This window comes from Azospirillum agricola, from assembly GCF_017876095.1.
GTDB classification, from domain to species: Bacteria; Pseudomonadota; Alphaproteobacteria; order Azospirillales; family Azospirillaceae; genus Azospirillum; species Azospirillum agricola.
This window is the reverse complement of record NZ_JAGINM010000002.1, coordinates 187,733-200,191: the sequence shown is the minus strand read 5'-3', so window position 1 is coordinate 200,191 and position 12,459 is coordinate 187,733. Positions and strand designations below refer to the sequence as shown.

The following is a 12,459-nucleotide window of genomic DNA, read 5'->3' as shown; positions in this document are numbered from 1 at the left end:
AATGTGCGCAACTCTTTTTTTCCAGAAGTCCGTCTGAGGAGGCTGCCATGTTCCACGGTTCCATCGTCGCTCTCTTGACTCCGTTCAAGGGCGGGAAAGTGGACGAGGCCGCCTTCCAGTCCTTCGTGGAGTGGCACGTCGCCCAGGGCACCCATGGCCTGGTCCCCTGCGGCACCACCGGCGAATCGCCCACCCTGTCCCACGACGAGCACAACCGCGTCGTCGAGCTGTGCATCGAGGCGGCCGGCGGCAAGGTGCCGGTGATGGCCGGCAGCGGCTCCAACTCGACCGACGAGGCGATCGCGCTCACCCGCCACGCCAAGAAGGCGGGCGCGCAGGCGGCGCTCGTGGTCACGCCCTACTACAACAAGCCGTCTCAAGAGGGTCTGTACCAGCATTTCAAGGCGATCCATGACGCGGCGGATTTGCCGATCTTCATTTACAACATTCCGGGCCGCAGTGTCGTGGATATGTCTGTGGCCACGATGGCCCGGCTGGCCAAGCTGCCGAACATCGTCGGCGTGAAGGACGCCACCGCCGACCTGTCGCGCCCGTCGCGCCTGCTGGCCGAGGTCGGCCCCGACTTCATCCAGCTCTCCGGCGAGGACGCCACCGCGCTGGGCTTCAACGCGCAGGGCGGCACCGGCTGCATCTCGGTGACGGCCAACATCGCGCCGGCGCTCTGCTCGGCGATGCAGACCGCCTGGGCCAAGGGCGACCTGAAGGAGGCGTTCCGCCTGCGCGACGTGCTGTCGCCGCTGCACGACGCCATGTTCGTCGAGACCAGCCCGGCCCCGGTGAAGTTCGCCGCCAGCCTGCTCGGCCTGTCGACCGACGAGGTCCGCCTGCCGCTGGTCACGGCCTCCGACGCCGCCCGCACCGCCGTGCGCGCGGCCATGAGCAAAGCCGGCCTGCTGTCGTAAGGACAACGGGCTGCCGAGGAGAACGCAGTGTCGCGCGACACGGAAGTAAAAAAATACGCGGCGCAGAACCGTCGCGCGCGCTTCGACTTCTTCATCGACGACACCTTGGAGGCCGGCATCATGCTGACCGGCACCGAGGTGAAGTCGCTGCGGAACGGCCGCGCCAGCGTGAACGAGGCCTATGCGGGGTTGAAGGGCGGGGAGCTGTTCCTGTTCAACGCCTACATCCCCGAATACCTCCAGGCCGGGCGCTGGCTCCAGCACGAGCCCAAGCGCCCGCGCAAGCTGCTGATCCGTCGCCGCGAGCTGGACAAGCTGGCGGCCGGGATCAAGCAGAAGGGCGTCACGCTGATTCCGATGTCGGTCTATTTCAACGACCGCGGCATGGCCAAGGTCGAGCTCGGCATCGCCACCGGCAAGAAGAAGCACGACAAGCGCAACACCGAGAAGGAACGCACCTGGCAGCGCGACAAGGCGCGCCTGATGCGCGACAAGAACTGAGGCTTTTCGTCGTTCAACCCTCTCCTCCCCGGGGAGAGGCGTGGAACCGGCCGGCCGAAGGCCGGCTGGGCACCGAAGGTGACCAGAGGTGGAGCGCGGTCGCGAGACTTGCGAGCGACCTCTGGCCCGAAGGGCCGGTGAGGGGGCGTCACGCCCGGAAGGGCGGAAGAAAGAATCGCTCAGCGACTTCTTTCCGCTGACGGCATGCGATGCGTCCCCCTCACCCAACCCTCTCCCCGGGGGGGAGAGGGCAATCCTCACCGTCTGAAGGTCAAGATACAGTGAGCCGATTGGACAACCGCGCGACGGACCGCGATTCCACCATCGCCGCCGTCGCGGCGGAAGCCCTGGCCGAGCGCCGGCCGCAGGGGCGCATCCTCGTCGCCTTCGATTCCGACGGCGGCATCGAACGGGCGCTCGCCGAGGGCGGGGCGGAGGTCGTGTCCTGGCTGCGGCTGGCCCAAGACGGCCGCGTGGCGACGCCCTGGCCGGCGGACGGTCCCTTCGACGGGGCGGTGCTGCGGCTGCCGCGCGGCTGGGCCTCCTTCGGGATGGCGCTGCACGCGCTGGCGGCGCGGCTGGCGCCGGGGGCGCCGCTGTGGATCGTCGGCAGCAACGACGAGGGCGTGACATCGGCGCCCAAGCGCTTCGACGGGCTGGTCGAGGGGGCGGAGACGCTGACCATCAAGCGCCGCGCCCGCGTCCTGGAAACCCGCCGCACCGACGCCCCGGCGCGCGGCGCGCTGGAGGCGTGGCGGGAGAGCGTGACCCTGCCGCTGCCCGAACCGGCCGCCCCGCTGGATCTCGTCTCCTACCCCGGCCTGTTCGCCCACGGCCATCTCGACCCCGGCACCGAGTGCCTGCTGCGGGTGCTGCCGGAGGTCGCGGCCGGCACGCGGGTGCTCGATTTCGGCTGCGGCGCCGGGGTGATCGCGCGGGCGGTGCGCGAGCGCCAGCCGGATGCGCCGCTGACCCTGCTGGACATCGACGCGGTGGCCCTCCATGCCGCGCGGCAGAACGTGCCGGACGCCGAACTGGTGCTGAGCGACGGGCTGGCCGGTCTCGGCACGCGCGAGCGCTTCGGGCTGATCCTGTCCAACCCGCCGCTCCACCGCGGCAAGGACGAGGATTTCGGCATGCTGGAGGCGCTGGTCGCCGGCACCAAGCAGTATCTCAAGCTGCGCGGCTCGCTGGTGGCGGTGACGCAGCGGACGGCCGGCGTCGGCAAGCTGTTCAAGACCGCCTTCGGCCACGCCGACCTGCTGCTGGAGACCACCCAGTTCCAGGTGTGGAAGGGCACGCCGAAGTAACGCGCCGGCTGCCGCCACGCGCGGGCACAAGGAGGGACGAAATGCGCAGCAACAGCGGGTATGGCGAGAACGCGGAAGCGCTCACGGAGCAGTACGAGAGCGTGACGTTTTCCGATGTCCACCGCGATGTGCTTCACCTTTTTCCGTCCCAGCCGAGCCGTATCCTCGACATCGGCGCGGGCACGGGGCGCGACGCGGCCGCCCTTGCGAGCTCCGGTCACGACGTGACCGCCGTCGAACCGACGATGGAGCTTCGCGGCGCGGGGATGCGCATCCACGCCGCGCAGCCGATCGTCTGGATCGACGACAGCCTGCCGGAGCTGGCGGTGGTGAGAGGCCGGGGCGGGCGCTACGACGTCGTGATGCTGACCGCCGTGTGGATGCACCTCGACGAAGCCCAGCGCGGCGTCGCCATGCCGCATCTCGCGGCCCTGCTGACCCGCAAGGGCAGGGTCGTGATGTCCTTGCGGCACGGGCCGGTGCCGGCGGGGCGGACGATGCACGACGTGTCGGCCGCCGAGACCATCGAACTCGCCGCTTCCGCCGGCCTCCGCTGCATCCATCACGGCCAGCGGGAGGACATGCTCGGACGCGGCGACGTGTCCTGGAGCTTCCTCGGTCTGGAAGCGGACTGACGGCCGCCGCTCTCGGTGCCGTCACGCTACGGCATTCACACATCCTTTGGAGCCGGACCAGATCCCCTCTCCCCCCCGGGGAGAGGGTTAGGGTGAGGGGGATGCGTGGCGGCCCATTCCCGAGAATTCTTGCGGTGTGTCCCCCTCACCCCGGCCCTCTCCCCGGGGGGGAGAGGGGGATCTTGCGAAGCACGGTTTCTCCCGCGCCGCTTCCAAGGATCGGGTTCAGAACCCCAGCTTGCTCAGCATGGCGATGCTTTCCGCCGCGCTGCGGTGCAGGATGAAGGCGCCGCCCGCCGCCTCCCAGGGCTCTTGCGCCCTTTCCCGGTCGTCGACCAGCACGGTGCCGGGGCCGCCGTGGCGCGGCTTGTCGCGGGCCATGCAGGTGATGACCGGGACGTCGGCCCCGAGCATCCGGGCGACCCAGCGGGTCTTCTGCGCCGGCGCCCAGCTCCCCAGCGGCAGGCCGGTCAGGATGGTCGGCCGGTGGGGCGCGCAGAAGGCCCACAGCTCCTGCGCGTCGTGCATGAACTCCAGCGTGCCGAAGAAGTCGGGGTGGCGGGACAGCGCCCGCCACATCTCCTTCATCGGCAACTGCTCCGGCCGTTTGCCGGTGGCCGCGACGACGCCCCGGTCGAAATCGGCCAGCACCCCGTCGAGGTCGAGGAACAGCGCCGGCAGCCCCATCAGGCGCCGCCCAGCTCGGCCCGCTCGCGGAACTCGTCGAGCGCCTGCGGATTGGCGAGCGCCTCGGTGTTCTTGATCGGGCGGCCGTGAACGGCGTCGCGCACCGCCAGCTCGGTGATCTTGCCCGACCGCGTGCGCGGGATGTCGCTGACCTGGACGATCTTCGCCGGCACATGGCGCGGCGAGCAGTTGTCCTTGATCCGCTTGCGGATCGTCGCCTCCAGCCCGGAATCGAGGGTCATGCCTTCGCGCAGCACGACGAACAGGATGACGCGGACGTCGCCGTCCCACTCCTGGCCGATGCAGACCGCCTCCATGATCTCGGGAAGCTGCTCGACCTGCCGGTAGATCTCGGCGGTGCCGATGCGCACGCCGCCGGGGTTGAGCACCGCGTCGGAGCGGCCGTAGATCACCCAGCCGCCATGCTGCGTCTGCTCGATGAAGTCGCCGTGGACCCAGACGTTGGAGAAGCGGTCGAAATAGGCGGCGCGGTACTTGGCGCCGTCCGGGTCGGCCCAGAAGCCGATGGGCATGCTGGGGAAGGGGCGGGTGCAGACCAGTTCGCCCTTCTCGCCGCGCACGGCGTGGCCGTTGTCGTCGAACGCCTCCACCGCCATGCCGAGGCCGCGCGTCTGGATCTCGCCCTTCCACACCGGGGCGATCGGGTTGCCGAGCACGAAGCAGGACATGATGTCGGTGCCGCCGCTGATCGAGGCGAGATGCACGTCCTTTTTGATGCCTTCGTAGACGAAGTCGAAGTTCTCGGGCATCAGCGGCGAGCCGGTCGAGGCGATCGCCCGCAAGCTGGCCAGCGAATGGGTCTCGATCGGCCGAAGCCCGGACTTCTCCAGCGACTGGATGAACTTGGCCGAGGTGCCGAAGACGTTGATCGCCTCGGCGTCGGCGTAGTCGAACAGGATGTTGCCGTTCGGCGCGAAGGGCGAGCCGTCATAGAGGACCAGCGTCGTGCCGCTCGTCAGCCCACTGATCAGCCAGTTCCACATCATCCAGCCGCAGGTGGTGAAGTAGAACAGCCGGTCGCCCGGCTTCAGGTCGCAGTGCAGCCGGTGCTCCTTGACGTGCTGGAGCAGCGTGCCGCCGGTGCCGTGCACGATGCATTTCGGCTTTCCGGTGGTGCCCGACGAATAGAGGATGAACAGCGGGTGGTCGAAGGCGACCCGCTCGAACACCGGCTCGGCGGCCGGGTGCGGCGCCATGAACTCCCGGAAGCCGACGGCGTTCGGGATGGCGGACAGATCCGGCGCCTCGGCGACGTAGGGCACGATGACGGTGGCGACGACGGTCGGCAGATCCTTCAGCACCTCGGCGACCTTGGCGCGGACGTCGTGGCTCTTGCCGTTGTACCAGTAGGCGTCGGGGGCGAAGACCACCTTCGGCTCGATCTGGCCGAAGCGGTCGACGATGCCCTGCACGCCGAAGTCGGGCGAGCAGGAGGACCATACCGCGCCCAGGCTGGCCGTCGCGATCATCGCCGCCAGCGTCTCCGGCATGTTCGGCATGATCGCCGCCACCCGGTCTCCCTTGGTCACGCCCTTGGCCTTCAGCGCCTGCTGGAGCCGCGAGACGGTCGCCCGCAGCTCGGCGCCCGACCAGCGGTATTTGACCTTGTCCTCGCCCCAGAAGACCAGCGCCGTGTCGTCGGGCGCGTTGGCCAGCATGTTCTCGGCGTAGCTCAGGCTGGCCTCGGGGAACCAGCGGGCGCCCGGCATCTTGTCGCCGTCCAGCAGATCGACCCCGCCGAGGTCGCCCGTCAGCCCGGCCCACTCCCACAGGAAACGCCAGAAGCGCTCCTTCTCGGCGATGGTCCAGTTGTAGAGCGCCTCGTAATCATCCAGCCGCAGCCCGAAGCGCGCGTTCGCCGCCTCGCGGAAGGCGGTCAGGTTGGCCTGGGCGACGCGTTCCTCGCTCGGGCGCCACAGCGGAGTGTCCATGCTCTCGTTTTCCCTCGTTACCATGGTGGGGCCGGATTGTTCGGCGCCTCGGATTGAGGGGGAGCATAGCGCAGCTTCCGGCCGCTTGTCTGTCCCTTGAGTGCAGCCCCGAAAGGGGAACTTTCGCGTGGGCCGGCCGGTTGCCTTCTGAACGCGCAACCCAGCGAGGCGGCATGACGGTCATCGGCATTTCAGGCTCTTACGGCGGTCTGAACACGGGCGACGAGGCGATCCTGACCTCCGCCATCGAGCAGTTGCGGGCCACGGTCCCCGGCGTGGAGATCGTCGTCTTCACCCGCAACGCCGACCACACCCGCCAGCACCACGCGGTCGACCGCGTGCTGAACCCGCGCGAGGCGATGCGCGACGAGATCATGCCGGAGGTCGAGCGGCTCGACCTGCTGCTGCTCGGCGGCGGCGGCATCCTCTACGACAGCGAGGCGCGGACCTACCTGCGCGAGGTCACCATCGCCCAGCGGCTCGGCATTCCCACCCACACCTTCGCCATCGGCGTCGGCCCGCTGCGCGACCAGACCGAGCGCGACGCGGTGCGCGACGGGCTCGACCGCATGGGCGGCATCACCGTGCGCGAACTCAGCGCCAAGCGGCTGATCGAGGAGATCGGCGTCCGCCTGCCGGTGGACGTCACCGCCGACCCGGCCCTGCTGCTGACCCCCGATCCCTTCACCGACGAGATGCTGGCCGAGGCCGGCATTCCGCGCGACCGGCCGCTGGTCGGCCTGTCGGTGCGCGAGCAGGGGGCGGCCGCACCCGACCTGTCCGACGCCGCCTATCACCAGCTTCTCGCCGAGGCGGCCGACTTCATCGTCGAGCGTTTCGGCGCCGACGTGGTGTTCGTGCCGATGGAGCGCGCCGACGTGCGCGAGGCCCACCGCGTCATGGGCCGCATGGCGCTGCCCGATCGAGCGCATCTGCTGAAGTACCAGTACGGGCCGCGCCAGATCATCGGGCTGATGCGGCATTTCCAGATGGCGGTCGGGATGCGGCTGCATTTCCTGATCTTCGCGGCGATCACCGGAACCCCGCTGATCGCCTTGCCCTACGCCTCCAAGGTGTTCGATTTCCTGACCTCGCTGGGGATGGAGCCGCGCGCCACGGTCGCCCACACCACGGCGGGAACCTTCCTGGCCGACCTCGACCGGCTGTGGGACCACCGCGACGAGCAGCGCGCCCTGCTGCGCGACCGGGTGCCCGCGCTCCAGGATCTCGCCCGCACCACCGCTCCGCTCGCCACCCGCGCCGCAAGGGGGGAGTGAGGGAGCCGCTTCGCATTCGCCTGTTCCCCCTCCAGGCGGAGAGGGGACAGGCAACACGCCCAGCATGAAGGAGACCGACCCGTGCCCGTCCTGACCCTGCCGTCCAACCCCGCCACCGTGATGCTGCCGCCGCGCGCCGCCACCCGCGTCGGCCGCTGCGACGTGCTGGTCGTCGGCGGCGGGCCGGCGGGGATGGCGGCGGCGATCGGTGCTTCCCAGGCCGGGGCGGACACCATCCTGGTCGAGCGCTACGGCTTCCTCGGTGGCAACGCCACGGTGGCGCTGGTCATGCCGTGGATGAGCTTCTACACCCAGCGCGGCTCGGTCGCGGTGGTCGACAACACCAAGCTGATGCCGCAGGACCACGGCCCCGGCGAGCCGGTGGTCGGCGGCGCCCTGTCGCTGTTCCTCGGCCGGCTCTACGCCGCCCACGGCGCCATCCCGCCGTCGCCGGACACCGGCTTCACCGTGCCCTTCGACCCGGAGATCCTGAAGGCCGTCTCGCAGGAGGTGCTCGACGAATCCGGGGTGAAGGTGCTGCTGCACGCCTTCGCCTCCGGCATCGTCGGCGAGCGCGGACGGCCGACCGGCGTGGTGTTCGAGACCAAGTCCGGCCCGCTGGTGATCGAGGCCGGCACCATCGTCGACGGCACCGGCGACGGCGACATCGCGGCGCTGTCCGGGGCCGATTACGAGGTCGGCCGCGAGGAGGACGGTCTGGTCCAGCCGATGACGCTGATGTTCCGGCTGGTCGGTTTCGACCGCGACCTGTTCTCGCGCTTCGTCCACGAGAACCCGACGCAGTGGCGCGGCGTGCACGGGCTGTGGGACCTCGTCTCGAAGGCGACGGCCAACGGCGACCTGTCGCTGACCCGCGAGGACATCCTGTTCTTCGGCACCACCCATCCCGACGAGGTGGCGCTGAACTGCACCCGCGTGACCGGCGTGCTCGGCACCGATGTCTTCGACCTGACGCGGGCGGAATGGGAAAGCCGGCGGCAGGCCGCGCAGATCGCCGCCTTCATGCGGAAATACGTGCCGGGTTTCGCCGACTCGCACCTGTGCCAGACCGGCGTCGCCGCCGGCGTGCGAGAGACGCGGCGGATCGTCGGCGACTACCGCATGACCGCCGAGGACGTGCTGGGCGCCGCGAAGTTCGAGGACGCGGTGGCGCGCGGCACCTACCCGGTGGACATCCACAGCCCGACCGGCAAGGGCACGACGCTGAGGAAGGTGCCGAGCGGCGAATGGTACGAGGTGCCGCTGGGGGCCCTGCTCCCGAAGGGGATGGACAATCTGCTGGTCGCCGGCCGCTGCATCTCGGGCAGCCACGAGGCGCATTCCTCCTACCGGGTGACGCCGACCTGCATGGCGACGGGGCAGGCGGCCGGAGTCTGCGCCGCCTTCGCCAGCGCCCGGCGCGAGCAGCCCCGCGCCATCCCCGCCCGCGCGGTGCAGAAGGAACTGCTGCGCCAGGGCGCGCTGCTGCGGCCGGTGGAGTGACGCGGACGATCCGCCGGTCCCGTTCGGGGGTGTCGGACGGGGAGGCGCCTCACCCCTTCGTGGCAACCGGAGGGGGCACTCTCCCCAAGCTGGAACAAAGCCGTGGAATTCCCGTTCCGATCACTGCCTGTCCGTCACTTGGGAGGATGCCATGATCGGCACGATTTTGCTCATCATTCTGATTCTTATGCTGCTCGGTGCCGTCCCGGCCTGGCCGCACAGCCGCGGCTGGGGCTATGGGCCGAGCGGGATCCTGGGCGTTCTGCTGATCGTCCTGATCGTGCTGCTGCTGATGGGGCGGATCTGACCTAGCCCCGTTTTCCCCGGATGCGGGAGGGCCGGCGGAGCGCGAACAGCAGCCAACCGACCGGCCCCAGCATCAGCACCATCACCAGCCAGCCGGCGCGCGGGCCGAACGGGCAGCGCGACCCCGGCGGCGGACGCCAGCCGCCCCCGCGCGGCGACAGCGCGACGTGCAGCAGCGGCAGCCCATAAAGAGCCGACAGGATCAGCCAGGGCAGGAAATCGGCGTCGGACATGCCGCAGGGTAGCATCGTTGCGGCCATCCGTCGCGCACCGCCGTCCGGCGGTCATGGCGGCAGCGCGAAAAGCACGCGACTGGATGGCTTGCCCAACCCATCCGTTTTTACTAGGCTCCCTGCCATCGGACTGTCCAAAAGGCCAAGCCATGGCACTGGAGATCGAGCGCCGCTTCCTGGTCCGCAGGAACATCCGGCATCTGTGCCGGAACGGGGTGCGCATCATCCAGGGGTATCTGCCGCAGAGCGGCGACAACACCGTCCGTGTCCGTCTGACCGACGACGAGGCCACCCTCACCATCAAGACCCGGAAGACCGGGGCCTGCCGCGAGGAGCTGGAATACCCGCTGGGCGTCGATCTGGCCCGCAAGCTTCTGCGCCATTCCTGCACCGGCCGCGTCGTCCGCAAGACCCGCTACCTGCACCGCCAGGACGGCCTCTGCTGGGAGATCGACGTGTTCGAGGGGGAGAACGCCGGCCTCGTCATCGCCGAGGTCGAGCTGTCCGATCCGAACCAGCTTCTGCCGCTTCCCGACTGGATCGGGGCGGAGATCACCAGCCTGCGCGCCTACAGCAACTCCTCGCTGTCGCGCGCGCCGATCCGCCGCTGGACCGCCGCCGCCTGAGCGGAGATTTCTCAAAAAGGCAAAAGCCCCTCCCCCCGTGAGGGAAGGGCTTTCGAAGCCCTACGCCGTCCGCACCTTGTTGAGGAAGCCCTGCACCTCGCCGCGCAGCCGGTCGGCCTGACCGGCCAGCGTGCGGCTGGCCAGCAGCACCGCGTCGGCGGCTCCGCCGGTCTTGCTGGCGGCGGTCGTCACCTCGGCGATGTTCTGCATGACCTGCTGGGTGCCCTCGGCGGCCTGCTGGACGTTCTGGGCGATCTCGCGGGTCGCCATGCCCTGCTGCTCCATCGCCTGGGCGATGTCGGTCACGGTGCGGCTGATGGTGGTCACCGCGTCGGAGATGGTGCGGATCGCGTCGACCGCGCTGACGGTGGCCGACTGCATCTCCGTCACCTGGGTCGAGATCTCCTCGGTGGCCTTCGCCGTCTGGCCGGCGAGGTTCTTCACCTCGGTCGCCACCACGGCGAATCCCTTGCCCGCCTCGCCCGCCCGCGCCGCCTCGATGGTGGCGTTCAGCGCCAGCAGGTTGGTCTGCTCGGCGATCTCGCCGATCAGCCCGACCACCTGGCCGATGCGCTCGGCGGCGTGCGACAGCCCCTCGACGATGCCGTTGGTCTGCACCGCCTTCTGCGCGGCGCCAACCGCCGCGTCGGAGCTGGCGTTGAGCTGGCGCGAGATCTCGGCGATGGAGGCCGACAGCTCCTCCGCCGCCGCGGCGACGGTCTGCACGTTGTTGGTCGCCTGCTGCGAGGCGGTGGCGACGGCGGTCGACTTGGCGGTGGTCAGCGCCGCGTCCGACGACATCTCCTGGGCGTCGCGGCCCAGCGTGCCGGCCGATTCGGTCAGCGACACCACCACGCCCGACACCGCCTGCTCGAAGCCGTTGGCGAACTCGTTCATGGTGCGGCGGCGGTCGGCGTCGATCTGCTGGCGCATCTCCTCGCGCTCGCGCTCCATCCGCTGCATCTCCAGGGCGTTGTCCTTGAAGATGGTCATGGCCTGGGCCATGGCGCGCAGCTCGTCCTTGCGGTCGCTGCCGGGCACGTCGACCGACAGGTCGCCCTCGGCCAGACGGCCCATGGCGCCGGTCATCGCGTGCAGCGGGTGGGTGATGGCGCGGTCGATGACGAAGGCCATGATGGCGCCGAGCAGCAGCGCCACGGCGGAGCCGACGGCGATGACCATGCCGGAGCTGGCGCGCCCGCTCTCGCGGTCGTCGCGCTGCATCGTCACCAGACGGCCGACCTGGTCGCTGACCGACGCGGCGGCCTTGGCCATCGCCAGCGAGGCGTCGTGCTGCTTGCGGCTGGTGGCGACCAGCGCCGCGAATTCGGTGTCGAAGGCCCGCGCCGCCTCGGTGGTCGCGGCGATCAGGGCGCGGCCCTCCTTGTCGACCAGCAGGGGGGCGGCCTTGGCGGCGAGGTCCAGCGTCTCCTTGACGGCGCCCGTCACCAGGGCCTGAGAGGCGGCCGAACCGCTCAGCAGGAAGTCGCGCTGGCCGAGCATGGCCGACTGTGCGCTCTGCACCAGCCGCATCGCCAGACCGCGCAGAAGCACCGCCTCGTTCACCTCGGACTGGGCGTAGGCCGACGCCTCCAGCAGGGCCGAGGACACCATGGTCTGGTTTTCCTGAAGCTCCAGCGCGCGGGTCTGCGCGGCGCGCGCCGCCTCGTCGACGGCCTGGGCGCGGTCCTCGGGAACGGGGCCGGCGATGGCGCGCATCGCCCGGAAGGCGTCGCGGTAGGCGTGGGTGTCGGCGGTGATCTGCTGGGACAGCGTCTCGTCGTTGGTGCCGGCGAGATCCTTTTCCACCGTCTCGGCGGTCGCCACCAGCTCGTCGATGGCGGCGGCGATGCGGTCGGGCAGCAGGGTGGCGCCGGTGCGCAGATACTCGCTCTGAAGCCGGCGGGCCTCCTGCACGCGCTCGATCAGCCGGTTGGCGCGCTCGGCCGTCTCGGCGCTGTGGCGGACGGCGGTGTCGGCGTCCTTCTGGCTGACCATGTTCTGGTCGTAGCGGTCGGACTGCTGCCTGCCGATCTTCTCGGCGTTGTCCTTCAGGGCGCTGGCCCGCGTCTCCATGCTGGCGGTGCGGGTGTGCGCCTCGTTGTCCTGGGCGACGAAGTTGGCGAAGGCGGCGCGGTAGCCGTCGATGCCCGCCAGGATGTCGTCCACCAGCCGCAAGCCCTCGCCGGCGGCGAGCGCCGCGCGGGTGTCCTGCGCCTCGCCGCGCAGCGCGTCGAGCATCACCGGCACGCTGGTTGCCGCCTTGGCGTCGCGCTCGGTCACGAAGCGCGCCTCCTCGATGCGGACGGACTTCAGCCGGGCGTCGAGTTCGGCCGTGTGGGCGGCGAGATCGACGCGCTCGGCATAGGTGCGCAAGCTGTTCCAGCCGACGAACGCCACGGCAACCGTCAGCAGCAGCACGGTGGCGAAACCGAGCGCGATCCGTGTTCCGATCGTCATGGATGGTGAACTCCCCGATGGCCTGCGGTGCGATTGCCGCTCTTAC

12 protein-coding genes are annotated in these 12,459 nt (G+C 70.0%); 8 read left to right on the top strand and 4 right to left on the bottom strand.

The features are described from left to right. Positions 1–47 precede the first annotated feature (47 nt). The 4 genes from dapA to J2847_RS03290 all read left to right on the top strand — a co-directional run bounded on the left by dapA (position 48) and on the right by J2847_RS03290 (position 3,369). Complete coding sequence (gene dapA / locus J2847_RS03305) at positions 48–923, top strand: 4-hydroxy-tetrahydrodipicolinate synthase (protein ID WP_209776968.1); 876 nt, start codon at positions 48–50, stop codon at positions 921–923. A 27-nt stretch (positions 924–950) separates the two neighbouring features. Continuing rightward, entirely contained in the window at positions 951–1,424 is a 474-nt protein-coding gene (gene smpB, locus J2847_RS03300; RefSeq protein WP_085556710.1) for an SsrA-binding protein SmpB, read from the top strand. A 281-nt stretch (positions 1,425–1,705) separates the two neighbouring features. Beyond that, entirely contained in the window at positions 1,706–2,734 is a 1,029-nt protein-coding gene (locus tag J2847_RS03295; protein WP_209776967.1) for a methyltransferase, read from the top strand. Positions 2,735–2,775: 41 nt separating this feature from the next. Beyond that, positions 2,776–3,369, top strand: coding sequence for a class I SAM-dependent methyltransferase (locus J2847_RS03290; protein ID WP_209776966.1), 594 nt, complete (start codon positions 2,776–2,778; stop codon positions 3,367–3,369). A 225-nt stretch (positions 3,370–3,594) separates the two neighbouring features. On the opposite strand, the gene J2847_RS03285 is transcribed toward J2847_RS03290, so the two are convergent. Together J2847_RS03285 and J2847_RS03280 are read right to left on the bottom strand one after the other, a co-directional pair. Then, positions 3,595–4,056: a hypothetical protein gene (locus J2847_RS03285; protein WP_209776965.1), complete on the bottom strand. Its 462-nt coding sequence runs from the start codon at positions 4,054–4,056 to the stop codon at positions 3,595–3,597. After that, complete coding sequence (locus J2847_RS03280) at positions 4,056–6,008, bottom strand: acetoacetate--CoA ligase (protein WP_209776964.1); 1,953 nt, start codon at positions 6,006–6,008, stop codon at positions 4,056–4,058. The genes J2847_RS03285 and J2847_RS03280 overlap by 1 nt, the downstream gene beginning before the upstream one ends. Before the next feature lie 173 nt (positions 6,009–6,181). Between J2847_RS03280 and J2847_RS03275 the strand changes: the two genes are divergently transcribed. The 3 genes from J2847_RS03275 (at position 6,182) to J2847_RS03265 (ending at position 9,095) form a co-directional block, all read left to right on the top strand. Further along, positions 6,182–7,285, top strand: coding sequence for a polysaccharide pyruvyl transferase family protein (locus J2847_RS03275; protein ID WP_209776963.1), 1,104 nt, complete (start codon positions 6,182–6,184; stop codon positions 7,283–7,285). Between the two features lie 81 nt (positions 7,286–7,366). Beyond that, entirely contained in the window at positions 7,367–8,788 is a 1,422-nt protein-coding gene (locus tag J2847_RS03270) for an FAD-dependent oxidoreductase (RefSeq protein WP_325169318.1), read from the top strand. A 151-nt stretch (positions 8,789–8,939) separates the two neighbouring features. Beyond that, entirely contained in the window at positions 8,940–9,095 is a 156-nt protein-coding gene (locus J2847_RS03265; protein ID WP_209776962.1) for a DUF3309 family protein, read from the top strand. Position 9,096: 1 nt separating this feature from the next. Here the strand turns inward: J2847_RS03265 and J2847_RS03260 are convergent, their stop codons facing one another. Further along, positions 9,097–9,327 carry a hypothetical protein gene (locus J2847_RS03260; protein ID WP_223677894.1) on the bottom strand — a complete coding sequence of 77 codons (231 nt, stop codon included), beginning with the start codon at positions 9,325–9,327 and terminating at the stop codon, positions 9,097–9,099. Positions 9,328–9,476: 149 nt separating this feature from the next. Here J2847_RS03260 and J2847_RS03255 point away from each other — a divergent pair, with 149 nt between their 5' ends. After that, positions 9,477–9,953 carry a CYTH domain-containing protein gene (locus tag J2847_RS03255; protein WP_209776960.1) on the top strand — a complete coding sequence of 159 codons (477 nt, stop codon included), beginning with the start codon at positions 9,477–9,479 and terminating at the stop codon, positions 9,951–9,953. A 60-nt stretch (positions 9,954–10,013) separates the two neighbouring features. On the opposite strand, the gene J2847_RS03250 is transcribed toward J2847_RS03255, so the two are convergent. Beyond that, complete coding sequence (locus J2847_RS03250) at positions 10,014–12,413, bottom strand: methyl-accepting chemotaxis protein (RefSeq protein ID WP_209776959.1); 2,400 nt, start codon at positions 12,411–12,413, stop codon at positions 10,014–10,016. Positions 12,414–12,459: the final 46 nt, after the last annotated feature.

Coding starts and splice junctions, on each gene's coding strand:
- J2847_RS03265 (WP_209776962.1), top strand. CDS start 8,940: ATGATCGGCACGATTTTGCTCATCATTCTGATTCTTATGCTGCTCGGT.
- J2847_RS03280 (WP_209776964.1), bottom strand. CDS start 6,008: ATGGACACTCCGCTGTGGCGCCCGAGCGAGGAACGCGTCGCCCAGGCC.
- J2847_RS03275 (WP_209776963.1), top strand. CDS start 6,182: ATGACGGTCATCGGCATTTCAGGCTCTTACGGCGGTCTGAACACGGGC.
- J2847_RS03260 (WP_223677894.1), bottom strand. CDS start 9,327: ATGTCCGACGCCGATTTCCTGCCCTGGCTGATCCTGTCGGCTCTTTAT.
- J2847_RS03290 (WP_209776966.1), top strand. CDS start 2,776: ATGCGCAGCAACAGCGGGTATGGCGAGAACGCGGAAGCGCTCACGGAG.
- J2847_RS03285 (WP_209776965.1), bottom strand. CDS start 4,056: ATGGGGCTGCCGGCGCTGTTCCTCGACCTCGACGGGGTGCTGGCCGAT.
- J2847_RS03250 (WP_209776959.1), bottom strand. CDS start 12,413: ATGACGATCGGAACACGGATCGCGCTCGGTTTCGCCACCGTGCTGCTG.
- J2847_RS03255 (WP_209776960.1), top strand. CDS start 9,477: ATGGCACTGGAGATCGAGCGCCGCTTCCTGGTCCGCAGGAACATCCGG.
- dapA (WP_209776968.1), top strand. CDS start 48: ATGTTCCACGGTTCCATCGTCGCTCTCTTGACTCCGTTCAAGGGCGGG.